We start from the raw sequence: 25826 nt of genomic DNA, 5'->3' as shown, positions 1-25826 counted from the left end.
CATGAAGACGATGTTCGGTGACGGGTTCGCGCTGCCTCTGACCGGAGCGCAGACCGGAATATGGCTGGCCCAGCAGATCGAGCCGGACAGCCCGGCCTACAACATCGGCTGCTACGTCGAGTTCCCCGGGCGGGTGGGAGACGCCTCCGCCTCCGGGGCGTCCGGAGTGCCCGAGGTTCCCGGAGTGCCTGAGGTTCCCGGAGCGTCGAGGGTTTCCGGAGTGCCCGAGGTTCCCGGAGCGTCGAGGGTTTCCGGGGTGCATGAGATGCCCGGAGAGCCCGGCGTGCTCGGGGTGCGTAAGGCACCCGGAACACCTGAGATACCTGGCATGCCTGATGTGTCACGGCTGGCCGCAGCGGTGGGCCGCGCCGTACGGGAGGCCGAGCCCTTGCACGCGGTCTTCGCCGAGGAGCGGGGGAAGCCCGTCCAGGTGCTCCGCTCCCCCGGCGACTGGTCGCCCGCGGTGCTGGATCTGACCGCGGAGCCCGACCCGGAGGCGGCGGCCCGCGCCTGGATGGACGCGGACATGGCCCGCGCCGCGGACCTCGCCCGCGGCCCCCTGTTCACGCACGCGCTGCTGGTGCTGGGTGAGCGCGGCCTGTGGTGGTACCAGCGCTACCACCACCTGCTCACCGACGGCTACGGGATCCTGCGGCTCATCCACCGGGCCGCCGAACTGTACAGCGCGGCGCCGGGGGACGGCACCGCACCCGGAACCGGCACCGAACCCGGAACCGGCACCGAGCCCGGAACCGGCACCGAGCCCGGAGCGGGCACCGCGTCCGCGCCCGAGTGGACCCTGAGCCGCCTGGTGGCCGCCGACGCGGACTACCGTGGATCGGCGCTGTACACGCAGGACCGCGACTTCTGGCACGACCGGCTCACCGGTCTGCCCGAGGAACCCGCCCGCCTGATCGAGTGCCCGCCCGCGCAGGCGACCCGGACCCTGCGGCGCACCGTGGAACTGCCCGCCGAGCGCGCGGAGCGGCTCCACGAGGCCGCCGCCTCCGCCGGGACCCGCCTGTCACGCCTGGCCGTCGCCGCCGTGGCGGCCTACTTGCACCGGGTCACCGGCGAGCAGGACGTGGTGCTCGGCCTGCCGGTGACCGCCCGGCCGGACGCCGAGCTGCGGAACACCACCGGCCTGATGTCCAACGTCCTGCCGCTGCGGCTCACGGTGCGGCCTGGCACGACCGCCGCCGGACTCGTCCGGGACGTCGCCGAGCGGATCCGCGAACTGACCGCGCACGCGCGCTACCGCGGCGAGGACCTGGCCAGGGAGCTGGGACGCGCCGAGGGTCTGCGCGCTCTCATCGGCCCCACCGTCAACGTCATGCCGTTCCACGAGGAGATGCGGTTCGGCGACCTGCCCGGCACCGTCCACTACCTGTCCCTCGGCCCGGTCGGTGACCTGTCCGTCGCCGTCTACGACCGGCCCGCGGGGCAGGGCCTGCGGATCGACCTCGACGCGGACGCGGACGTCTGCGACCCCGACGAGCTCGCCCGGCACGAACAGCGCCTCCTGGCGGTGCTGGAGGCGATGGCCGCCCACCCGGACCGGCCGCTGGGCTCCGTCGACCTGGCCACCGACGATGAACGCCGGCTGGTGCTCACCCGGTTCGCCGGCACCCTGCCCCCGGTCCAGGAACTGTCCTGGACCGAGGCGTTCGAGCGGCAGGTGGCCCGCACGCCGGACGCGACCGCCCTGGTCTGCGAGTCGCAGCGGTTGTCGTACGCGGAGCTCAACGGCCGCGCCAACCGCCTCGCGCGGTCGCTGCGCCGCCGCGGCGTGACCACCGAGGACGTCGTCGCGGTCGCCGTGCCGCGTTCGGCCGACATGGTCGTCGCACTGCTCGCCGTGATGAAGGCGGGCGCCGCCTACCTCCCCCTCGACCCGGACCACCCGCAGGACCGGGTGAGGTTCATGGTCGAGGACGCGCGGGCACGTGCCGTCGTCTCCGTGACCGCTCTCCTCGGTGACCTCCCCGACCTCTCCGGTCTTCCCGTGCCGCCCCTGCTCCTGGACGACCCCGCCGTCACCGCGGAACTCGCCGCGCTGGACGGCGCGGACCTCACCGAGGTCGCCGGGACGGGGCTGGACCGGGCGGCCTATGTCATCTACACCTCGGGATCGACCGGGCGTCCCAAGGGGGTCGTGGTATCCCACGACGGCATCGGCAGCCTCATCGCCACCGCCGTCGAACGGCTCGGGGTGGACGCCGGCAGCAGGGTCGTGCAGTTCGCCTCGGTCGGTTTCGACGTCGCCGTCTGGGACCTCGTCATGTCGCTGTGCGTGGGCGGCACCGCCGTCGTCGTACCGGCCGAGCGGCGCGTCGCCGGCCACGAGCTGACCGGCTACCTCACCGAGCACCGCGCCACCCACATGATCCTGCCGCCGTCGCTGGTGGCCGCGCTGCCCGCCGAGTGCGAGCTGCCCGCCGGAGGGGTGCTCGTGGTGGGCACCGAGGCCGTCCCGGCCGAGCTGATCGCCCGCTGGGGGCGGCGGATGCGGGTGGTGGTGGCGTACGGCCTGACCGAGGCGACCGTCAACTCCACGCTCTGGCTCGCCGACCCCGACCTGCCCGGCCCGGTCCCGATCGGCGTTCCGGACCCGGGTACCCGCTGCTACGTGCTCGACTCCGCGCTGCGGCCCGTGCCGCCCGGCGCCGTGGGCGAGTTGTACGTCTCCGGACGTGGCCTGGCCCGCGGCTACCTCGGCAGGCCGGGTCTGACCTCGGAACGCTTCGTCCCCGACCCGTTCGGAGCGCCGGGCACGCGCATGTACCGCACCGGCGACCGGGCCCGCTGGCGCGCCGACGGGAACATCGACTTCCTCGGCCGCCAGGACGGCCAGCTCAAGATCCGGGGCCACCGCATCGAGCCGGGCGAGGTCGAGAGCGCGCTGATGGCGCACCCGTCCGTCGCGCAGGCGGCGGTCGTCGCCCGGGAGGACCACCGCGGCGTCAGACGGCTCGTCGCCTACGTCACCGCGGGGACCTCCGGGACCGGGGCCCGCGGCGTCGACGTGGCGGGGCTGCGGAAACTGGCGGCGGACACGCTCCCGGACCACATGGTGCCCGGCACGATCGTGGTGCTGGACGGGGTGCTGCCGCTCACCCCCAACGGCAAGCTCGACAAGCGGGCCCTGCCGGAACCCGACTGGACCGCGCGGACCGGCGACGCCGTCCCCGCCACGCCCGCCGAGCGTCTCCTCGCCGGCCTGTTCGCCGAGGTGCTCGGGCTGCCCGCGGTGGGCGTGCACGACGGCTTCTTCGAGCTCGGCGGCGACAGCATCGTGGCGATCCAGTTGGTGAACCGGGCCCGGCGCGCCGGGCTGGACATCACCCCCCGTGACGTCTTCCGGCACCGGACCGTCGCCGCGCTCGCCCGCGAGCGGGGCGGTGAGGCTCCGGTGCCGGCGACGCACGACCCCGGTGTCGGCACCGTGCCGGCGACGCCGATCATCCACCGGCTGCGGGAGAGCGGCGGTCCCGTCGACGGCTTCCACCAGTCGGTGGAGCTGCGGGTCCCGGCGGACCTCACCCCCGACCTGCTCGCCGCCGCCCTGCAGGCGGTGCTCGACCACCACGGCATGCTGCGTGCCCGGCTGCTGCGCGACGGCGAGTGGACGCTTCAGGTGCCGCCGCCCGGCACGGTCCGGGCCGCCGACCTCATCACCCGGGTCGAGACCGGCACCCCCTCGCGCGAGACGGTCGCCGCGCAACGCGAGCGGGCCGTGGCACGCCTGGCCCCCGAATCCGGCCGGATGCTCCAGGCGGTCTGGCTCGACGCCGGCCGGGACACCCCCGGGCGGCTGCTCCTGGTCGCCCATCACTTGGTCGTCGACGGTGTGTCGTGGCGCATCCTGATCTCCGACCTCGCCCAGGCCGCCCGTGCTCTCGCCGAGGGCTCCCCCGCCGACCTGCCGCCGGTCGGCACCTCGTTCCCCGGATGGGCCCGGCTGCTGACCGAGGACGCCCGGACCGCCTCCCGCCGGGCCGAGCTGGACGCCTGGCGGGACATGCTGCGCGAACCCGCCCCGGCGCTCGGCCGGCGTCCCCTCGACCCGGCGACCGACACGGCGGAGCGCGAGCGCTCACTGACCGTGTCGCTGCCCGGCGAGACGACCGCCCCGCTGCTCACCGGCCTCCCGGCCGCCTACCACGCCACCGTCAACGACGTCCTGCTGACGGCCCTCGCCGTGGCCGTCGCCCGCTTCCGGCGGGAAAGGGGGCCGGCCGGCGCCGGGCGAGGGCTTCTGCTGGAGCTGGAAGGCCACGGGCGTGAGCCGGACGACCTCGGCGGCGAGGCCGCGCGGGCCGACCTGACCCGCGCCGTGGGCTGGTTCACCAGCGTCTTCCCGGTCCGGCTCGACCCGGGCGACCTCGACTGGGACGAGTTCCGGGCCGGCGGGCCCGCCGCCGGACGCGTGCTCAAGCGGATCAAGGAGCAGCTGCGTGCCGTGCCCGGATCCGGTCTCGGGTACGGCCTGCTGCGGCACCTGGACGCGGAGACGGCCGCCGCGCTGACCGGCGGCCCCGCGCCGCAGCTGCTCTTCAACTACCTGGGCCGCTTCCGGGCGGACGGGGACGGGGACTGGCAGTCCCCGGCCGACACGGAGCCGCTGACGGCCGGACGGCACCCGGGAACGCCGCTGGCCCACCCCCTGGAGGTCAACGCCGTCGTCCGCGACGGCGCCTCGGGGCCGGAGCTGAGCGCGACCTGGTCGTGGCCGGAGGAGGTCCTCGACCCCGCCGACGCGGACGCGCTGGCCGGGGCCTGGATCGAGGCGCTGCGGGGCCTGGCCGCGCACGCGGCCGAGCCTGGCGCCGGGGGACGCACCCCGTCGGACTTCCCGCTGGTGGAGGTGGACCAGGAGGAGATCGACGAGCTGGAAGCGGCCTGGGGCCCGGTGGACGTCCTGCCGGTCACACCGTTGCAGCAGGGCCTGTTCTTCCACGCGCTCTTCGACGCCGGCGCCCCGGACGTGTACACCGTCCAGCAGGTCGTCGAGCTGACCGGCGCCGTCGACGGTGCCGCCCTGCGCGAGGCGGTGCGGGGCCTGCTGGAACGGCACCCGCTGCTGCGCGCGGGGTTCCGGCAGCGTCCGGACGGCCGCGTCGTACAGTTCGTCCCCGGCGAGGTGACGGTGCCGTGGCAGGAGGTCGACGCGCCGGACGACGACGAGGCGGCGCGTACCGCCCGCGCCGTCGCCGAGCGGGAGCGCGCGCACCGCTTCGACCTCGCCGCCCCGCCGTTGCTGCGCGGCGCCCTGGTTCGCGGCACCGGCCGCCACTGGCTCGTCCTCACCCTGCACCACCTGGTCGCCGACGGCTGGTCGGTGCCGATCATGCTGCGTGACCTGCTGGCGGGCCGCCCGGCCGGGAACGGCGGGGACGGTGCCGGCGGGGACGGTGCCGCGCTCCGCCGCTGCCGGGAGTACTTCTCCTGGCTGCGCTCACGCGACCACCGGGCGGCGCGTGACGCCTGGCGGCGGGCACTGCACGGGCTGGAGGAGCCCACCCTCCTGGCGGGCATCGGCACCGGCACCGGCACCGGCACCGGCACCGGCACCAGCACGGCAGCCGGCACCGGCACCAGCACGGCAGCCGGCACCGTTCCGGGACCGGCCGGGCAGGTCCGCCGGGAGCTCACCGAGGAGACGACCGCCGCACTGACCGGGTGGGCACGGGTGCGCGGGCTGACGCTGGGCACCGTCGTCCAGGGTGCGTGGGGGCTGCTGGCCGGCCGCCTCACCGGCCGCCGCGACGTCGTGTTCGGCACCACCGTCTCCGGCCGCCAGGCCGACGTCGAAGGCGTCGAGTCGATGGCGGGCCTGCTGGTCAACACGGTGCCGGTGCGGGTGACGTGGCAGCCCGGCGAGCGGCCGGCGGACCTGCTGGCCCGGCTGCAGGACGCGCAGGCGGACCTGCTCGACCACCAGCACCTCGGCCTGGCGGAGATCCAGCGGCTCGCCGGCTTCACCGGCCCGGACACGCGGGGGCTGTTCGACACGCTCGTCGTGGTCGAGAACTATCCCGCCCCGGGTGACCTGCGTGCCCCGGACGGCACCGTCGAGATCACCGGGGTCGACGTCCGGGACGCCTCCCACTACCCGCTGTCCCTCACCGTCGTGCCCGGATCGCGGCTGGACCTGCGGCTGGACTACGACACCGGACGCTTCGACGCCGAGACTGCCCGGCAGCTGGCGGCGGGGCTGGCGCAGCTGATCGAGGCGATGGTCGCCGACCCCGACCGGCCGGTCGGGCGGCTGGACGTGCTGCCCGCGGCGGAGCGGGAGCGGGCGCCACTCGCCGGGAAGGTCGTGCCGGTCCCGGAGACGACGCTGGTGGAGACCTTCGCCGCGCGGGTCGCCGACTCGCCCGACGCCACGGCGGTGATCGCCGACGGGGAGGTCTCCTACGCCGAGCTGGACCGCCGGGCGGAGGACCTCGCCCGGCGGCTGGCCGCCCGCGGGACCGGTCCGGGTGACTTCGTGGCGGTGGCGGTCCCGCGCTCCGCCGACCTGGTCGTCGCGCTGCTCGGCGTGCTGAAGTCGGGGGCGGCGTACGTGCCGCTGGACGTCGAGTATCCCGCCGACCGGCTGGCGTTCATGCTCGCCGACTGCGGCGCCCGCGCGGTCGTCACCACCGCCGGGGCGGCCGCCGCCCTCCCCGGGACGGAGGGGGTGGAGCGCATCCTCATCGACGCCGCCGGAAGCGGGCACGCCACCGGGGGCGACGTCACCGGGGGCGACGCCGTCGAAAGCGATGCCGCCGGGAGTGAACGTGCCGTCGGAAGCGACGTGGCCGGAAGTGACACCGCCGGAAGCGGGCACGCCACCGGGGGCGACACCGCCGGGCCCGTCCCGGCGGGGGTCGTGCTCCCGCGTCCTGCGGGGCCCGATGATCCCGCCTACCTCATCTACACCTCAGGGTCGACCGGCCGGCCCAAGGGTGTCGTGGTCACGCACCGGGCGATCACCGCTCACCTCGCGTGGGCACAGGGCGAGTTCCGGATGGGGGCCGGAGACCGCATGCTCCAGCAGGCGTCGGCGAGTTTCGACGCCTCGGTCTGGCAGCTGTTCTGGCCGCTGTGCTCGGGCGGCGCCGTCGTGCTGGCCGAGCCCGGCGGGCACGTCGACCCGGTGTACCTGGCCGGTCTCATCGGGGATCGGCGCGTCACCGTCCTGGACATAGTCCCCTCGATGCTCCAGGCGTTCCTGGACACCGACGAGGTGACGGCGGACCCGTCCTGGGCGGGAAGCCTGCGCAAGGTCTTCGGCGGCGCCGAGGCGCTGGCCGCGGGCCCGGCCCGCCGGTGGCGGGAGCTGACCGGCGTGCCGGTCGACAACTGCTACGGGCCCACCGAGGCCACCGTCCAGGTCACCTGGTGGGACGGGGACGAGCCGTCCGGGGGCGACGGCGTCCCGATCGGCGGGCCGGTGTGGAACACCCGGCTGTACGTCCTGGACTGCTGCCTGCGGCACGTCCCGGTGGGCGTGCCGGGAGAGCTCTACATCGCCGGCGACCAGCTCGCCCTCGGCTACCACGGCCGCGCCGGGCTCACCGGCGAGCGTTTCGTCGCCGACCCGTACGGCCCGCCGGGCACGCGCATGTACCGCACCGGCGACCTGGTGCGGCGGCGCGCGGACGGCGCGCTGGAGTACGCGGGGCGGAGCGACCACCAGGTGAAGATCCGCGGCAACCGCGTCGAACTCGGCGAGGTCGAGGCGGCGCTCGCCGCCCAGCCCGGCGTGGCCCGCGCGGTGGTCGTCGCGCACGGGGCGGGGACCGCGGCGCGCCTGGCCGGCTACGCGGTGCCGGCCGCCGGAGCCCGGCTCGACGGCGCCGCGCTGCGGGCCGCGCTGACCGCGGCGCTGCCGGCGCCGATGGTCCCCGGCGCGGTCGTCGTGCTCGACGGCCTGCCGCTGACGCCCAACGGCAAGGTGGACCGCGCGGCCCTTCCCGTGCCGGACGCCGCGGCTGCGGAGATCCGGCCCGGCGGCCGGGCGCCGCGTCCCGGCCGGGAGGCGCTGCTGTGTGAGATCTTCACCGACGTCCTCGGCGTCGGCGCCGGGCCGGACGACGACTTCTTCGTGCTCGGCGGCGACAGCATCGCCTCCATCGCCGTCTCCGGCCGTGCCCGCAGGGCGGGGTTGCCGCTCAGCCCCCGCGACGTCTTCGCGCACCGCACCCCCGCCGCGCTGGCGGCGGCGCTGCCCGCGGCGGACCGCGCGGTGGGTCCCGGCGGCGTGGCCGGCACCGGCCGGCCGGAGGAGGCAGGGTTGCTCCGGCTCACCCCGCAGGAGGCCGAGCGGGTGCGGCGGACCAGTCCCGTCCCGGTCGAGGAGATCTGGCCGCTCTCCCCGCTCCAGGAGGGGATCTTCTTCCACTCCAGCTACGACACCGGCGCGGTCGACGTCTACACCTCCCAGGACGTCTTCGAGTTCGCCGGACGGATCGACGCCGACCGGCTCCGCGCCGCCTGCTCCGCCCTGCTGGCGCGCAACCCGAGCCTGCGCGCCGGTTTCACCGCCGAAGGGCTGCCCCGGACGGCGCAGTTCGTCGGCACCGTCCTGACGCCGCCGCTGCGTGAGATCGACCTGTCCCACCTGGGCACCGCCGAGCAGGACGAGCAGGTGGCCGAACTGCTGGCCGAGGACCGCACCCGCAGGTTCGACCTGTCGAGCCCGCCGCTGATGCGGCTGCTGCTGATCCGGCTCGGCGAGCGCGACCGGCTAGTCGTCAGCCACCACCTCATCCTGTGGGACGGCTGGTCGGCGTGGCTGTTCCTGGAGCAGCTGTTCACGCTCTACGACCGGTCCGGCGACGACCGGGGTCTGCCCGTCCCCGGCTCCTACCGCGACTACCTCGCCTGGCTCGCCGCGCAGCCCGCCGGAGAGGCGCTCGCGGCCTGGCGCGGTGCCCTCGCCGGGCTGGCCGAGCCGACGCTCGTGCGGCCCGCCGACGACGGCCTGCACCCGGTGATCCCGGTGAACCTCGACACCGTGCTGCCCGCGCGGCTCGGCGACCGGCTCCGCGCCACGGCCCGCGAGCACGGCCTGACCCTCAACACCGTGCTCAACGCCGCCTGGGGACTCGTGCTGGCCGCCACCGTCGGCCGCGACGACGTGGTCTTCGGCGCCGCGGTGGCGGGCAGGCCGGTGGCGGTCCCCGACGTGGAGAACATCATCGGGATGTTCCTCAACACGGTCCCGGTACGGGTCACCCTCGACCCGCGCGAGCCCGTGCTCGGCCTGCTCAGGCGGTTGCAGGACGAGCGCGTGGCGCTGATGCCGTACGAGTACGCCGGCCTGGGCGAGATCCAGCGCGAGAGCGGGCACCGCCGGCTCTTCGACACGCTCTTCGTGCTGCGCGACGCCGGCGGCGAGGAGCGGATGACCGCGTTCACCGGCCGCAACGGCATCGTGGACGTGGCCGGTGTGGACGCCACCCACTACCCGCTCACCCTCATCGTGACCCAGGGGAGCCGGTTGCGCGTGACGCTGTCCTACCGGCCCGACGCCTACCGGCCGGACGACGCCGCCGCGCTGCTGGAGCGCTTCACCGCGCTCCTCGGCCGGCTGCTGGACGGCCTGCCCGGCCCGGTCGGCGGGCTCGACCTGCTGCTGCCGGCCGAGCGGCGCGACCTGGACGCGGAGTGGCACGCGGCGAGGCGGCCGCTGCCCGCGCTGACCGTCGCCGAGCTCCTCACCGAGCAGGCGGCGCGCACCCCCGGCGAGGTGGCCCTGGTCTTCGGCGCCGAGCGGCTGACCTACGCCGACCTCGACGCCCGTGTCAACCGTCTGGCCCGCCTGCTGCTGGCCCGCGGCGCGGCACCGGAACGGGTGGTCGCGCTGGCCCTGCCCCGCTCGGCCGACATGGTGGCGGCGCTGTTCGCCGTCCTCCAGACGGGAGCGGCCTACCTGCCGCTGGACCTGGAGTACCCGGCGGAACGTCTGGGGTTCATGCTGGCCGACACCGCACCGGCGTGCGTGGTGACCACCGCGGAGGTCGCCGCGACGCTCCCCCGCTCCGGGGTGGAGCAGGTCCTGCTGGACGACCCGGACACGGTGGCGGCGCTGGCGGCGCTGCCCGGCGACGCCCTGGACGACGCCGAGCGGCCCGCCTTCGCCCGCGACCTGCCGCACCGGCTGGAACACCCCGCCTACGTGATCTACACCTCGGGGTCGACCGGCCGCCCCAAGGGGGTCGTCACCCCCTACCGCGGCCTGACGAACATGCAGTTCAACCACCGCGAGGCCATCTTCGAGCCGGCCATCGCGGCGGCCGGGGGGCGGCGGCTGCGCATCGCCCACACGGTCTCCTTCGCCTTCGACATGTCGTGGGAGGAACTGCTCTGGCTGGTCGAGGGGCACGAGGTCCACGTCTGCGACGAGAACCTGCGCCGTGACGCCGAGGCCCTGGTGGCCTACTGCGACCGGGAACGCGTCGACGTCGTCAACGTGACGCCGACCTACGCCCACCACCTCATCGACGAGGGCCTGCTCGACGGGCACCGGCCCCCGCTGGTGCTGCTCGGTGGTGAGGCGGTGTCCGACACCGTTTGGGCCACCCTGCGCGACACCCCGGGGACCTTCGGCTACAACCTGTACGGGCCGACCGAGTACACGATCAACACGCTCGGCGCGTCCACCGGCGACAGCCCCACACCCACCGTGGGGCGGCCGATCTGGAACACCCGCGCCTACGTGCTGGACTCGGGCCTGCGTCCCGTCCCGCCGGGAACGCCGGGTGAGCTGTACATCGGCGGTGTCGGCCTGGCCCGCGGCTACCATCGCCGGCCCGGCCTGACCGCCGCGAGTTTCGTCGCCGACCCGTTCAGCGGTGAGCCCGGCGCCCGTATGTACCGCACCGGCGACCTGGTACGCCGTCGCCCCGACGGCAACCTCGACTTCCTCGGCCGCACCGACGACCAGGTGAAGATCCGCGGTTACCGGGTGGAACCCGCCGAGATCGCCGCGGCCCTGGAGGAGCACCCGCTGGTCGCGCACGCGGCCGTCGTCGCCGACGGCTCCGGCCCGGGCGGCGCCAAGCGGCTGGTCGGCTACGTGGTGCCCGCGGACGGGCCCACGGGCGGGATCACCGGCGAGTCCACGGGCGGGCCCGCGGGCCGGTTCATGGACGGGCCCGCGGACGCCGGGGAGCTCGCCGCGCTGCTGCGGGAGGCCCTGAAGGCCAGGCTGCCCGGATACATGGTCCCGGCCGCGCTCATGGCGGTGGAGCGGCTGCCGCTCACCGTGAACGGCAAGCTGGACGTGCGGGCGTTGCCCCGGCCGGAGGTCACCGCCGGCACCCGCGGCCGCCCGCCCCGCTCGCGGCACGAGCGGGTCCTGTGCGGGCTGTTCGCCGAGCTGCTCGGCGTGGAGGGCGTCGGCGTCGACGACGACTTCTTCGACCTGGGCGGGCACTCCCTGCTGGCCACCCGGCTGGTCAGCAGTGCCCGCACCGCGCTCGGCGCCGAGCTGGCGATCCGCGACCTGTTCGAGGCGCCGACCGTCGCCGAGCTGGCTGCCCGGGTCGCCGGTTCGCAGGCGGCGGGTGCCGTGGGGCGCCCGGCGCTGGTCGCCGCCGGGAGCCGCCCGGACGAGCCGCCCCTGTCGTTCGCCCAGCAGCGCCTGTGGGTGATCGAGCAGTTGGAGGGCCCGTCGGCGCTCTACAACTTCCCCCTGGTGATGCGGCTCCGCGGCGAACTCGACGTCGAGGCGCTGCGCGCCGCGCTGGCCGACGTGACGGACCGGCACGAGACGCTGCGCACCCGCATCGCCGAGCGGGAGGGCCGCCCGTTCCAGGACGTCCTGCCGGCCGGGGAGGCCCACCCGGCCGTCGAGGTGGTCGACGCGGACGAGGACCGGCTGGGCGGCCTGCTGTCGGAGGTCGTCACCCGCCCGTTCGACCTCGCCGCCGAACCGCCGGTGCGCGCCACGGTCGTGCGGCTCGGTCCGCGGGAGCACGTGGTGGTGGTGCTGCTGCACCACATCACCACCGACGAGTGGTCGGACGGCCCGTTCCTGCGGGACCTGTCGGCCGCCTACGCCGCCCGCCGCAGCGGGCGGGCCCCCGGCTGGGAGCCTCTGCCGGTCCAGTACGTCGACTACACCCTGTGGCAGCGGCGGCTGCTCGGCGAGCGGTCCGACCCCGGCAGCCTGGCCGCGCGTCAGCTCGCCCACTGGGCCGAGATCTTGCGCGGCGCACCCGAGCGGCTGGAGCTGCCCACCGACCGGCCCCACCCGGCGCGGCCGAGCCCGGCCGGCGGGGAACTGGCGGTCGAGCTGGACCCGGCGGACTGCGAGCGCCTGCGGCGGATCGCCCAGCGGGCCGGGGCGAGCATGTTCATGACGTGCCACGCGGCGGTCGCCGCGCTGCTGCACCGCCTCGGCGCCGGTGACGACATCCCGCTCGGCGCGCCGATCTCCGGCCGCACCGACGGCGCGCTGGACGAACTGGTCGGCTTCTTCGTCAACACCCTGGTGCTGCGCACCGACCTGTCGGGCGACCCGACCTTCGCCGACGTGGTGGGACGGGTCCGGGAGAGCGCGCTGGCGGCCTTCTCCAACCAGGACGTGCCGTTCGAGGCCGTCGTGGAGGAGCTCAACCCGGTGCGCTCGCCCGACCGCAACCCGCTGTTCCAGGTGATGGTCGGCTACCGCAACCGCACCGGCGACGACTTCGCGCTGGACGGGCTGGAGGTGCTGCCGCAGCCGGTCGAGGTGCGCACGGCCAAGTTCGACCTGGTCTTCGCCTTCACCGAGGACTCCGGAACCGGCCGGATCACCTGCCTGATCGAGTACCGCTCCGACCTGTTCGACCCCGGGACGGTCGCGGTGCTCGGCGACCGGCTGGCCGCGCTCGTCACAGCGGTGGCCGCCGACCCCGGCCTTCCGGTCAGCCGGATCGACGTGCTCACCGATGACGAGCGCGAGCGGGTCGTGACCGGTTTCAACCGGACCGACCGGGTGGTGCCCGAGGAGACCTTCGTCGGGATGTTCCGGCGGTGCGTACGCGAGCGTCCGGCTGCCGCCGCGGTGGTGGACGGGCCGCGCACGGTCACCTACGCGGAGCTGGACGCCCTGTCGGACCGGATGGCCCGGCTGCTCACCCGGTACGGGGTGCGGGCCGAGAGCGTGGTCGGGGTGGCGGTGCCGCGTTCGGTGGAGATGGTCGCGGCGATGCTCGGCGCGAACAAGCTCGGCGCCGCCTTCCTGCCGCTGGACCTGGCCCACCCCGCCGACCGGCTGGCGTACATGCTCGGCGACGCGCGGGCGGAGGTGGTCGTCGCCACCCAGCAGGTCGCGGGCAAGATCCCCGAGGTGGACGGGGTGCGGGTGCTGCCGCTCGACGACCCCGAGGTGGCCGCCCGGCTCGCCGAACCGGGGGAGGACGGACCACCGGCGCCCGTCACCCTGCACCATGCCTCCTACGTCATCTACACCTCGGGATCGACCGGCCGCCCCAAGGGCGTCCTCGTCCCGCACGAGGGGATCGCCAGCCTGGTGGCGACGGCCGTCGACCGGATGGGCCTCACCCCGGACAGCAGGGTGCTGCAGTTCGCCTCCATCGGGTTCGACGTGACGATCTTCGAGCTGTCCATGGCACTGTGCCACGGCGGCTGCCTGGTGCTCGTCCCCGACGAGGCACGGGTGCCCGGCCGGGAGCTGACCGACTTCATGAACGGGCAGCGGATCACCCACGCGATCCTGCCGCCCTCTCTGGTCGCGGCCCTTCCGGCCGACTGCGACCTGCCGGAGGGGTCCACCGTGCTGGTGGGCACCGAGACCGTGCCACCGGCCGTGATCGCCCGGTGGGCCGGGCGGCTGCGGCTGCTGGCGGCGTACGGGCTGACCGAGGCGACGGTGAACTCGACGCTGTGGCCCGCCGAACCGGGCTGGACGGGGGCGGTGCCGATCGGCGTCCCCGACCCCAACACCCGCGCGTACGTGCTGGACGAGCGACTGCGGCCGGTGCCGCCCGGTGTCGCCGGGGAGCTGTACGTCTCCGGCCGCGGGCTCGCCCGCGGCTACCTGGGACGGCCCGACCTGACCTCGGAACGGTTCGTGGCCTGCCCGTTCGGCCCGCCCGGGACGCGGATGTACCGGACCGGCGACCGGGCGCGCTGGCGCCCCGACGGCAACCTCGACTTCCTCGGCCGGGCGGACGACCAGGTGAAGATCCGCGGTTTCCGGATCGAGCCCGGCGAGATCGCGGGAGCGATGACCCGGCACCCGGGGGTCGCCCAGGCGGCCGTCGTGGTCGACCGCGGCGCGACCGAGCCGCGGCTGGTCGGCTACGCCGTCCCCGCCCGGGACCAGGACGGTCCGCCGCCCGACCCGGCCGAGGTGCGCACCCACGTGGCGAGGCTGCTGCCCGACTACATGGTCCCGGCCGCGGTCGTGGTGCTCGACGGGCCGTTGCCGCTCACTCCCAACGGCAAGCTGGACCGCCGGGCGCTCCCGGCGCCCGACTGGTCGGCGCTGACCGGCGACGCCCGCCCGACGACCGGGCGGCAGCAGGCGCTGGCGCAGCTCTTCACCGAGGTGCTCGAACTGCCCGGGGTCGGCGTCCACGACAACTTCTTCACCCTGGGCGGCCACTCCATGTCCGCGATGCGGCTGCTCGGCCGTGTCCGCACGCTGCTGGACGCCGACCTCGCCCTGCGGGACGTCTTCGAGGCGCCCACGGTCGCGGCGCTGGCCGAACGGCTGGACGGCGCGCGCGGCGGGCGGCCGCGGCTGGCGCCGTCGCGTGCGGCCGACGGGCCGCGGATCCCGGCGGTCGCCCCGCCCCAGGAGTGGCAGTGGACCCGGCACCGGGACGGGGGGCCGTACGACATGGCCTTCGCGCTGCGCTCACCCGGCGGCGGCCTGCACGCCGGAGCGCTGGCCGAGGCGCTCGCCGACGTCGCCGCCCGCCACGAACCGCTGCGCACGGCCTTCGCCGAACGCGACGGCCGGCCGGTCCAGGAGCCCGCCGGGTTGGGGCTGGAATCCGTCCGGGTCGACGACCTCGACGACCGGCTGCGTGCCTTGGCGGCCGAGCGGCCGGACCTGACCGGCCGCCCGCCGCTGCGTGCCCGGCTGCTCACCGACGGATCCGGTGCCCAGGCGCTCCTGCTGACGATGCACTACATCGGCGTCGACGAGTGGTCGGTCGTGCCGCTGGTGCGCGACGTCTCCGTCGCCTACGCGGCCCGCGTCCGGGGTGCAGCGCCGGTGTGGGACCCGCTGCCGGTGACGTACGCGGACTACACGTCCTGGGCTCACGGGACGCTCGCCGGCCTGGCCGACCGGCAGCTGGACTACTGGCGGCGGACCCTGCGCGGGCTGCCGCTCGACCCGGCCCTGCCGTACGACCGGCCGCGCGGACAGGCACCCGGCGGCGGGGACCACGTGCCCTTCGTCCTCGACCCGGACCTGCACCGCGACGTCGACGACCTGGCCGTCCGGACGGGCACGAGCATGTTCATGGTGCTCCAGGCGGCGCTGGCCGCCCTGCTGACCCGGCACGGCGCCGGAACGGACCTGCCGATCGCCTCGCTCGTCGCCGGCCGCACCGAGGAGGCGCTCACCGACCTGGTCGGGTGCTTCTTCAACACCGTCGTGCTGCGCACGGACACCGGTGGCGACCCCACCTTCCGCGAGCTGCTCGCGCGGGTTCGGGAGACCGACCTGGCGGCTCTCGACCGGCAGGACGTCCCGTTCGACCGGGTCGCCCGGGAGCTCGGCCTGCCGGCGCCGAGGGTGATGCTCGTCCACCACGAGCAGGCGCGGATGTCGCGGATCGAGGACCTCGACGCCGCGTTCGAACCGGTCCCGACAGGAGCGCTCAACGCCGACCTGGCGCTCAGCTTCTTCGAACCGCACGGTGACGGGCCGGTGGACTGCCTGCTGGAGTACGACACCGGCCTGTTCGACCGGAACACGGTCCGGCGGCTCGCGGACGACCTGGTCCGCATCCTGAAGACGGCGGTGGCCGATCCCGACCGGCCGCTCGCCCACGACGACCCGAGGAGGAACGACTCATGAGCACCAACCCGTTCGAGGACCCCGAGGGCCGCTACCTGGTGCTGGTCAACGACGAGGGCCAGCACTCGCTCTGGCCGGCCTTCGCCGGGATCCCGGCGGGCTGGGAGCGGGTCTTCGGCGAGGACTCCCGCGACGCCTGCCTGCGGTATGTGGAGGAGAACTGGACGGACCTGCGTCCCCGCAGCCTGGCGCGGGCCATGGGCGAGGCCACGCGGGACTGACCGCCGGTCACGCGGACGAGGGCTCCGCCCCGGGAGATCCGGGGCGGAGCCCTCACCCTTGCCGGGGCAGGCCCACCGGTCCTCCCGGTCGTGGTTCCCGGTCGTCCGACCACGCCTCCCACAGGGCCGCGTAGCCGCCGCCTGCGCGGATCAGCTCGGCGTGCGTGCCGATCTCGGCCACCCTCCCGCCGTCGAGCACCACGACGCGGTCGGCCGCCGCGGCCTGGGTGAGCCGGTGCGCCACGACGAGCGCGGTCCGGCCGGCGACCGCGGCGGCGGCCGACGCCTCAAGGAGTCGCGCACCGGCGCTGCCGGCCTCCGCGGTGGCCTCGTCGAGCACGGCCACCGGGGGGTCGGCCAGGACGAGCCGGGCGAGCGCCAGTTGCTGCGCCTGGGCGGGGGTGAGCCGGTGGCCGTTCTCCCCGACCACCGTGTCCAGTCCTTCGGGGAGCGCCCGAGCCCACTCCAGTGCCCCCACCAGTTCCAGGGCGGACCGCAGTTCGTCGTCGTCCGCCTCCGGCCGGGCCAGCCGGAGGTCGTCGGCGAGCGGGCCGGAGAAGACGTGGACCTCCTGGGTGACCAGGGCGACGGACCGTCCGGTCGTCGCCGGGTCCGGTCCGCACACCTCCACCCCGTCCACGGTGACCGAGCCGGCAGCGGGCCGGTGGACGCCCGCGACGATCCTGGCCAGTGTGGTCTTCCCCGCGCCGCTCGTGCCGACCAGGGCGACCCGTTCTCCGGGGGCGATGTCGAGGTCCACGCTGTGCAGCACCGGGTGACCGGGCCGGTAGGCGTACTCGACACCGCGGACACGGACCGCCGGCGCGGTGGGAAGGGCCGGGGCCGGGACCGGGGTGGAGGCCGGGGCTGGGGGAAGGGCCGCGGGCGGGGCCGGGAGCGGCGGGGCGGCGGCGCCGGCCACCCCGACCAGCCGCGCGAGGCCCGAGACGGCGGCCTGCGCGTCGTCGGCGAGGCCGAGCGCGATGTTGATCGGCGTGAACAGGCTGTGGAAGTACAGCGCGGCGGCTCCGGCCACCCCGACGCTGGCGTCGCCGCCGCGCACCAGCAGGAAACCGGTCACCAGCACCGCCGACAGGCCCGCGAACTCGGCGAGGTTGAGGCGGGAGTAGAACCGCGTCACCAGCCGGACCCCGCGCAGGGCCAGGTCCACCGCGGCCCGTGACCGGGTGCCGACGAGGTGGACGTGCTCGTCGGCGAGCCGGAACGCCCGGACGGTGGACGCCCCGCCGACCGTGTCCAGCAGTTGTTGCTGCTGGGCGCCGACGGCGACGCGCTGCGCGGTGTACAGGGGGACCGCCCGGCGGGCGTACCAGCGCACCGTGTGCGCCTGGATGGGGACGGCCACGAGCGCCACGAGCAGGAACCGCCAGTCCAGGATCGCCAGTCCCACCAGGGTCAGCGCGATCGTCAGCAGCGAACGGGCCAAGGCCGGCATCGCGTCACGGACCGCGTTCGTGATCACCGAGACGTCGTTGGTGACGCGTGAGGTCAGGTCTCCGGACCCGGCCCGCTCGACCCGTTCCAGGGGGAGCCGCAGCGCCCGCTCCACGAAACGCTCCCGCAGCGTGGCCAGCATGCCCTCGCCGAGCCGGGCGATGAGGGAGACGCCGACCGCCGCGGTAACCCCCTGCACGACCGCGATCGCCGCCAGCCAGGCGACCGGGACGGTGATCGCGTCGGCGGGCCGCCCTCCGGCGACCAGGTCGATGATGTGGCCGAGGATCGGGGCGGTGAGCAACCCCACCCCGGTCGAGACGGTGAGAACCGCGAAGCCGCCCAGGGCCGCCGGGCGGTGGGGGCGGGCCAGCTCGCGCACGGCCGCGCGGGTCTGCGCGGGGGTCGCGGTGGGCAGCAGCTCCCGCTCTCCGGCGTGCGGTGCCGTGGTCGTCGTCATCTGTGTGCTCTCCTCCACCGGATCCTGCACCGGACCCTCGCGCTGTCAGGCCAGGACCGTCGTCCGGTAGGCCTCGTCCCCGTGGACGAGCTCGGCGTGCGTGCCCTCCGCGGTCGAGGCCCCGCCGTCCACGAAGACCACTCGGTCGGCCGCCGCGAGCAGCGCCGGGCTGGTGACCACCATGATCGTTGTTCTCCCGGATCTGACCTTTCGGATCCCGTCCGCGATCCGGGCCTCGGTGACCGCGTCGACCGCGGTGGTCGGATCGTGCAGGACCAGGACGGGGGCGCCGGTGGCCAGGGCACGGGCGAGGGCCACCCGCTGACGCTGCCCGCCCGACAGCGACCGGCCCCGCTCGGTGAGCGCGGTGGCGGCGCCGTGCGGCAGGACCCGGGCGATCTCGTCGGCCGCCGCGGCCGCCATCGCCGCCTCGACCGTGTCCGGGGCCGCGTCCGGGGGCACGGCGGCGGTCACGTTGCCGAGCAGGGTTCCCTCGAACAGGTCGGCGTCGTGCTCGGCGACGACGACGGCGCGGCGTACCTCGGCGGGATCGAGACCGGACAGCGGTACGCCGTCCAGTTCCACCACGCCGGAGGAGGGGTCGGCGGTGCGGTTCAGCACCCGCAGCAGCGAGGCCGCGACCGCGGGGTCCGCCGTCACGACGCCCACCAGCTCACCCGGTGCCACGTCGAGGCTCAGCCCGCGCAGCGCGTCGTGCGTGACCTCGCGCAACCGGATCCGGCCCCGGACGTCCTGCGGCAGGGTGCCGTCACCTCCGGTCACCGCGGGCGGCGCGGCCAGCACGGAGGCGACCCGGGCGGCCGACGCGCGTCCCTGGGCGAGTTCACCGTTGGCCCAGGAGAGGATGGACAGCGGGGAGAGCAGGAACTGGGCGAGCCCGACCGCCGCCACCAGCTGGCCGACGCTGATCTCACCCTGCGCGGCGAGCCGGCCTCCGACCAGGGCCACGACGGCGATGAAGACACCGGTCAGGATGAGCATGCCGCCGTCATGCCATGCCTGGGCCCGCGCCGCCCGCAAGGTGGCGGCCAGCGAGTCGCGGCTGGTGCGCCGGTAACGGCCGACCGCCGCGGCCTCGGCGCCGATGCCCTTGAGCACCCGCAACCCGGCGATCAGGTCGGCGGCCACGCCCGAGGCGTGCGCGGCGCGCTCCTGCTCGTCACCGCTGCGCCGCTCCAGCGGCCTGCCCAGCAGGTGCGCCAGCAGCAACAGGGGAGGGGTTCCCAGCAGGACGAGCAGGCCCAGCGGTACGGAGACGCGCAGCAGCGCCACGCCCCCGGCGAGCAGCCCGGCCAGCGCCGATATCGCGGAGGCGACGGCCACGTTCACGGCGCCGACCCGTTTGGCGTCCTGCGTGGCGACCGCGACCAGCTCACCCGGCAGCCGCCCGGTCTCCGCGCCGCCCCTGGCCCGCAGGACCCGGCCCGCCAACTCGGTCCGCAGATCGTGCGCGGCCAGTTCGGACGCGCGCTCGGCCAGGCGGAAGCTGAAACGGTAGCTGAGGGACAGCACGGCGAAGACCACGGCCAGGGCCGCGATCCAGCGGGCGACCTCCCCGGCGTCACCGGTCGCGATGGCCCTGTCGATGACCAGCCCGACCATCACGGGCACCAGGGCCTCACACGCCTGGTGGCCGGCGGCCAGGACGGACCCGCCGGCCGTGTGCCGCCACTGCCCGGTGATCGCACGACGCAGGACGTCGCGGCCCTCGACCGGCACTCCCGCTCCTCCGGTCATCCGCGGCGAACCGCGCAGCAGGTGGAGCAGGCGTCGCGTCCGGGGAGCGTCACCCACAGGCAGCAGGTGCGCCGGCGCATCGAAGGCGTCTCCAGCAGTCCGGTCACCGGGCCTCCGGTCGAGCGCAGCAGGGTCGCCGCCGCGTCGGCGGGATCGTCGAGCAGGTCCCGGGCGTAGGAGACGAGGGGGTGGGCGAACGCCTCGGCCGTCGAACCCCACAGTCCGCGCCGCCCGGTCCGGGTGAGCGCGTGCAGCGCCTCGACGATCGGGGCGTGCAGGTCCTCCAGCAACGTCTCGCGGATGATCGCACCGAGCTCGGCGGCCCCGCCGGTGGCCGCGAGCGGTTCGCCGAGTCCGACCCGCAGGCGGGGCTCCCCGGGCGACGAGTGCAGAACGGTGTTCTCCGCGGTCATGAGGGGGACGTGCCGGTTGATCGCCCATCCCATGACGACCGGAAACGTGGTCCAGTAGGCGAAACCCTTCCACCACAGGGCGGCGGCCACGTGGAGCGGCGCCTCCTGCTCGCGCCGGATCTCCTCGACCAGTTCGCTCAGCCGGTGGTACGTCGGAGCCGCCAGCTCCGACGCCGCGTACCAGCCCGGCCCTTCGGCACGGAGCCCGGGGGCGAGGGCGGGGGAGAGCCCGGCCTCGGCGGCGGCGCGCAGGCGCGCGGCCAACGGCTCCAGCGGTCCCAATGGCCCCGCCGGCTCCAGCAGCTCTGGGGGCCTCGGCGATCCCGGCGGCGCTAGCGATTCTGGTGGCTCTGGTGTTCTCGGCGGCTCCAGTGGTCCCGGTGCCGTCTCGGTGAGCCGCTCGTCGGCCAGCAGCGCGGATCCGGTCGTGTCCACGGCCCCTCCGATCATGTAAATGAGGTAAGGCTAACCTAAAAACAGCGGACGGGGGAGCCCCGAGGACGACAGATCGTCCAGGACTCCCCCGTTCGGCTGGCAGGCCGTCATCCTCACCGGAGCGCGGTCATCGGTATCCCCGCCGGGGTGCGGTCACCCGCGTTCTCACCGGAGTGCGGTCGCCCCCGCTCCTGCCGGAGTGCGGTCGCCCCCGCTCCTGCCGGGGCATGGTCACCCGCGCTCTCACCGGGGCATGGTCACCCGCACGGAACCTCCGCCACGATGACCGTCGGCCCGCCGACGGGTGAATCGACCGTCAGCTCGCCGTCCACCGCCCTGAGGCGGTCGGCCAGACCGGACAGACCATGTCCCTTGGCGACATGGGCGCCGCCGACCCCATCATCCCCGACGGTGAGCATCAGCGTGTCACCGGTCCGGCTCAGCGTGACGGTGCAGACCGTGGCGCGGCTGTGCTTGGCGGCGTTGGCCAGCGACTCGGCGGTGACGAAGTAGACGGTGTTCTCGATCGCGGCGGTGAAGCGCCCGGTGACCTGCACGTCCAGCTCGACCGGGATGGGCGAGCGGCCGGCCAGGGCGGCCAGCGCCGGGGTCAGCCCGCGGTCGCTGAGGATGGGCGGGGCGATGCCGCGCGACAGGGCACGCAGCTCGTCGAGGGTCTCGCGGGTGGAGGTGATGGCCTGGTCGAGCATCTCCTGCACCGCCTGCGGGTCGCGCTTGAGCTGGCGCTGGGCCCGGGAGAGGTCCATGGCCAGGGAGACCAGGCGCTGCTGGGGGCCGTCGTGGATGTCGCGCTCCAGCCTGCGCAGCGCGTTGGCCTCGGCGGAGACCGCCGCGGCCCGGCCCTCGGCCAGGTCGTCGATGCGCTCGTGCAGCTCGGCGACGCCGGTGAGCATGGCCCGGCCGAGCCCGGCCTGGAGCAGCGCGGCGCTGCGCACGACCACCGGCAGGGTCAGGGCGAACAGCACCCCGATGACGGTGTTGATCACGACGTCGACCGCGGTGTTGTCACCGAACCCGAGCAGGTGGGCCAGCCCCTGGTTACCGGGGATCGAGGCGGTGAACCAGCCGTAGAGCGGGGAGGTGAGGCCGAGGATCGTCCCGGCCCACCAGGCCACCGTGAACGTGAAGGTCACGGCGGCGATCGGGAGGGCCACGATGCCGTGGAGCAGGTCCAGCCATGACTGGCCGTTGGTCAGCGGGTTGGCCATCCTGCGGAACCAGCCGGCCCCCTCGGGCGCCGGCCGGTAGCGCGGCCGGGCGACCGGGCGGTCCAGCACCTCGGTGAGCATCCTCCGCTCGACGTCGGCGAACCCCCTGGCCAGCATCAACGTCATCGCCAGGACCGGCACGCCCACCCACACGACCACCGTCCCGATTCCGGCGGCGAAACCGACCACCGTCAGGGCGAAGGCGATCACGGCCAGCGGGAAACCGAGGAGCAGGTAGCGCGTGTCGGCGCCGAGGCGATGCACGAGGGATCTCATGGGGTCAACGCTATGAGTCACCGGGCCGCCACTCGATCCTGCCCACAGGCATCCCGGGGTGGGGATTTCCCTACCCCTCCGGTCCGCGGCCGGTGGGGGATCGCGGGTCTCAGGTGGGGGCGGGTGCACCTCGGCCGGCCTTCACCGTTGTCCGCCGGACATGTTCAGGACGCTCTTTGTAACGCCATTGACATCTCCACAAACCCGACTCTACGGTTTGCGAAACGTTTCGACAACCGCCTCGGCAGCTTCCGGCGCCGGGCAGCCCAAGGTCGGAGTGGCATGACTTCGTTACGTGACGTGGCCAAGCGGGCACAGGTCGCGGTCAGCACCGTCTCCGCCGCGCTGAACGGCACCCGGCCGGTGGCGGCGGAGACCAAGACCCGGATCGAGCGGGCCGCGGCCGAGCTGGGTTACCGCCCCAACCTGCTGGCCCGGGGGCTGGTGAGCAAGCGGACCCGCATCCTGGCGTTGCTGTTCCCCGCGCCGCACAGCGGCTTCGGGCTCACCGAGATGCAGTTCGCCACCGGTGCCGCCGAGGCGGCCGGTGAGCTGGGTTACCACCTGATGCTCTCCCCGGAGAACACCGACCCGGTCAAGGAGCTGCGCTACCTCACCGGGCTGGGCCTGATCGACGGCGTGCTGCTGATGGAGGTGCGCCTCGACGACGAGCGGACGGCGTTCCTGACGGAGGCGGGGGTGCCGTTCAGCATGATAGGGCGTACCCGCGATCCCGGCTCGACCAGCTACGCCGACATCGACTTCGCGCGCACCGCCCAGGACGCCGTCGCACACGTGGCGGGGCTGGGGCACCGAACGCTGGCCTTCCTCAACCACTCCTCGAACGCGTACTCCCCGCAGTACGGCCCGACCATCCGCACCGGTGAGGAGTTCGCCGCGGCGGCGCGGCGGGCGGGGATCGACTACGTCGGCGGCCTCCACGCCGACTCGGCACAGGAGGGCCGACGGGCGTTCGACCGGCTGGTCGACGAGCGTCCCGACGTGACCGCGCTGGCCGTGATGAACGACCACGCCGCGGTCGGCGTGCTCGCCGCCGTCGCCGCACGGGGCTGGCGGATCCCGCAGGACCTGACCCTGATGCTGGTGCTGTCCTCCGCGAGGGTCGCGGAGATGTTCCATCCCCGGCTCACCACGCTGGAGCCGCCCAGCTCGGAGCTGGGCCGACTCGGGGTGCGGATGCTGATCGACCGGTTGCAGAGCGGCGACGACACCCCCCACCAGCGGCTGGTGCCCTGCCGGCTGGTGGTCGGGGACAGCTCCGGCCCGCCACCCGCGACGCCGGGCGAACGCGGCGGCCGGGCCGGTGGCCCCGCCGGAGCGACGGCCGGTGACCGGACCGGCGATCGCGACGAGCGGACCGGTGACCTCGCCCGTGACCGCACCGGCGACCGTGCCGGCCACCCCGCCCGTGACCGCACCGGCGACGAGACAGGAGCATGAGGATGGCGGGACGACCGACGACGGCTCCCGGGACGCCGCGACCGGGCATGCACACCCTCACCGCCGGACGCGGGCTGCTCTTCGGCGGCGACTACAACCCCGAGCAGTGGCCCGAGCACGTGTGGGACGAAGACGTCGAGCTGATGAAGGCCGCCGGGGTCAACCTGGTCACCGTCGGCGTGTTCAGCTGGGGGCGGATCGAGCCGGAGCCCGGCGCGCGGGACTTCACCTGGCTGGACCGGGTGCTCGACCTGCTCGGCTCGGCCGGGATCGCGGTCGACCTGGCCACCCCCACCGCCTCGCCGCCCCCGTGGATGGGGCACCGCTGGCCGCGGACCCTTCCCGTCGACGAGTCGGGGCACCGGCTCTGGTACGGCGCCCGCAACCAGTTCTGCCCGTCGTCCCCGGTCTACCGGGAGCGGGCACTGGCCATCGTGACCGACCTCGCCGACCGCTACGCCGGGCACCCGGCGCTGGCGCTGTGGCACGTGGGCAACGAGTACGGCCAGATCTGCCACTGCGACGACTCGGCGGCGGCGTTCCGGGCCTGGCTGCGTGAGCGCTACGGCGACCTGGACACGCTGAACGAGGCGTGGGGCACCACCTTCTGGAGCCAGCACTACAGCGACTGGGACGAGATCGTCACCCCGCGGCGCGCGCCTTACATCGTGAACCCCACCCAGCGGCTGGACTTCGCACGGTTCAGCTCGGACGCGCTGCTCGCGCACTACCGCGCCGAGCGCGACATCCTGCGGGAACGCACCCCGGACACGCCGGTCACCACGAACTTCATGGGCCTGTTCAAGCCGGTCGACTACTGGTCGTGGGCGCCGGAGGAGGACATCGTCTCCAACGACTGGTACCCCGACCCCGCCGACCCGCTCTCCCCCGCGCGCACGGCGCTCACCCACGACCTGATCCGCTCGCTGGGCGGGGGACGGCCCTGGCTGCTGATGGAGCAGTCCCCGTCGGCGGTCAACTGGCGTCCGCACAACCTGCCCAAGCCGGCCGGGCAGCTGCGGCTGGAGTCGCTGCAGGCGGTGGCCCGCGGCGCGGACGGGCTGTGCTACTTCCAGTGGCGGGCCTCCGCGTTCGGGTCGGAGCGGTTCCACGCGGCGATGCTGCCGCACGCCGGGCCGGACACCCGGATCCACGCCGAGGTCCGCGCGCACGGCGCCGAGCTGCGCCGGCTGGACCCCGTGGTCGGCACGCCGGTGCCGGCGAAGGTGGCGATGCTGCACGACTGGCCCAGCTGGTGGGCGTTGGAGGAGCGCGGCCGGCCTAGTGACCGGCTCGACCTGCCCGACCAGCTGCTGCGCTTCTACCGGCCGCTGTGGGAGCGCGGGGTGACCGTGGACCTGGCGCGGCCGTCGGCCGACCTGACCGGCTACGCGCTGGTCGTGGTGCCGAACCTCTACCTGATCGACGACCGGGACGCCGCGGCGCTGACCGAGTACGTCCGCGGCGGCGGCGTGCTCGTCGTCGGGCCCTTCTCCGGGGTGACGGATCCCCGGGGGCACGTCCGCACCGGCCGGTTCCCGGCGCCGCTGCGGGAGGTGCTGGGCGCCTCCGGCGAGGAGTGGATGCCGGCGCCGGAGGACCGGCCGGTGCGCTGCCGGTGGGCCGACGGCACCGGTTTCACCGCGCGGACCTGGACCGAGCTGGTGCGCGCCGAGGGGGCCGGGACGGTGGCGACCTTCACCGAGGGGGACCTCGCCGACCGGCCGGCGGTGCTGCGGCACGAGACCGGCGAGGGGGTCGCGTGGTACGTGGCGACGATTCCCGAGCCGGAGGGGCTGGGCGAGCTGACCGTGCGGGCGCTGGCCGACGCGGGCGTGACCGGTGTCCTGCCCGAGCTGCCGCCCGGCGTCGAGGCGGTCCGCCGCGGGCCCGTGCTGTTCCTGCTCAACCACGGTGCCGGCACGGTGGAGGTGCCGCTTCCCCAGCCTTCCGAGGATCTGCTGACCGGATCCCCCGTCCACGACCGGGTGACGCTGGCGCCGCGCGCCGTCGTCGCGCTGAGCCCCCTTCCCTGACCTCCGGCGGGCGGCGGCCCGGCCCCCGTCCCCGCCC

The 25826-nt window shown here is 75.0% G+C and carries 8 protein-coding genes; 4 read left to right on the top strand and 4 right to left on the bottom strand.

What is annotated here, in order from left to right:
- Window position 1: 1 nt before the first annotated feature.
- Complete coding sequence (locus tag F4562_RS17170; protein ID WP_221207282.1) at window positions 2-16045, top strand: non-ribosomal peptide synthetase; 16044 nt, start codon at window positions 2-4, stop codon at window positions 16043-16045.
- On the top strand, window positions 16042-16266 hold the full coding sequence (locus tag F4562_RS17165) for an MbtH family protein (RefSeq protein WP_184543469.1): 225 nt from the start codon (window positions 16042-16044) through the stop codon (window positions 16264-16266). Before F4562_RS17170 ends, F4562_RS17165 begins: the two co-directional genes overlap by 4 nt.
- A gap of 52 nt (window positions 16267-16318) precedes the next feature.
- Here F4562_RS17165 and F4562_RS17160 read toward each other — a convergent pair whose 3' ends face one another.
- The 4 genes from F4562_RS17160 to F4562_RS17145 all read right to left on the bottom strand — a co-directional run bounded on the left by F4562_RS17160 (window position 16319) and on the right by F4562_RS17145 (window position 22292).
- A complete protein-coding gene (locus F4562_RS17160; protein ID WP_184543471.1) occupies window positions 16319-18181 on the bottom strand; it encodes an ABC transporter ATP-binding protein in 1863 nt (620 codons plus the stop codon).
- 45 nt (window positions 18182-18226) lie between these two features.
- Window positions 18227-19996: an ABC transporter ATP-binding protein gene (locus F4562_RS17155; protein WP_311734084.1), complete on the bottom strand. Its 1770-nt coding sequence runs from the start codon at window positions 19994-19996 to the stop codon at window positions 18227-18229.
- On the bottom strand, window positions 19936-20634 hold the full coding sequence (locus F4562_RS17150; protein ID WP_184854779.1) for a hypothetical protein: 699 nt from the start codon (window positions 20632-20634) through the stop codon (window positions 19936-19938). Before F4562_RS17150 ends, F4562_RS17155 begins: the two co-directional genes overlap by 61 nt.
- A 410-nt stretch (window positions 20635-21044) precedes the next feature.
- On the bottom strand, window positions 21045-22292 hold the full coding sequence (locus F4562_RS17145; RefSeq protein WP_184854778.1) for a sensor histidine kinase: 1248 nt from the start codon (window positions 22290-22292) through the stop codon (window positions 21045-21047).
- 282 nt (window positions 22293-22574) lie between these two features.
- Here F4562_RS17145 and F4562_RS17140 point away from each other — a divergent pair, with 282 nt between their 5' ends.
- Together F4562_RS17140 and F4562_RS17135 are read left to right on the top strand one after the other, a co-directional pair.
- A complete protein-coding gene (locus F4562_RS17140) occupies window positions 22575-23753 on the top strand; it encodes a LacI family DNA-binding transcriptional regulator (RefSeq protein ID WP_184547391.1) in 1179 nt (392 codons plus the stop codon).
- Between the two features lie 2 nt (window positions 23754-23755).
- Window positions 23756-25789 (top strand): beta-galactosidase, encoded by a 2034-nt coding sequence (locus tag F4562_RS17135; RefSeq protein ID WP_184547393.1) that lies wholly within the window; start codon window positions 23756-23758, stop codon window positions 25787-25789.
- Window positions 25790-25826 lie beyond the last annotated feature (37 nt).

The organism is Streptosporangium becharense (assembly GCF_014204985.1).
In the GTDB taxonomy this organism is placed as follows: Bacteria; Actinomycetota; Actinomycetes; order Streptosporangiales; family Streptosporangiaceae; genus Streptosporangium; species Streptosporangium becharense.
The sequence above is the reverse complement of the archived record's forward strand: the minus strand, read 5'-3'. Positions and strand labels throughout refer to the sequence as shown.

Excerpts from the sequence above, each read along its gene's own strand:
- F4562_RS17135 (WP_184547393.1), top strand. The coding sequence starts at position 23,756 with ATGGCGGGACGACCGACGACGGCTCCCGGGACGCCGCGACCGGGCATG.
- F4562_RS17170 (WP_221207282.1), top strand. The coding sequence starts at position 2 with ATGAAGACGATGTTCGGTGACGGGTTCGCGCTGCCTCTGACCGGAGCG.
- F4562_RS17140 (WP_184547391.1), top strand. The coding sequence starts at position 22,575 with ATGACTTCGTTACGTGACGTGGCCAAGCGGGCACAGGTCGCGGTCAGC.
- F4562_RS17165 (WP_184543469.1), top strand. The coding sequence starts at position 16,042 with ATGAGCACCAACCCGTTCGAGGACCCCGAGGGCCGCTACCTGGTGCTG.
- F4562_RS17145 (WP_184854778.1), bottom strand. The coding sequence starts at position 22,292 with ATGAGATCCCTCGTGCATCGCCTCGGCGCCGACACGCGCTACCTGCTC.
- F4562_RS17160 (WP_184543471.1), bottom strand. The coding sequence starts at position 18,181 with ATGACGACGACCACGGCACCGCACGCCGGAGAGCGGGAGCTGCTGCCC.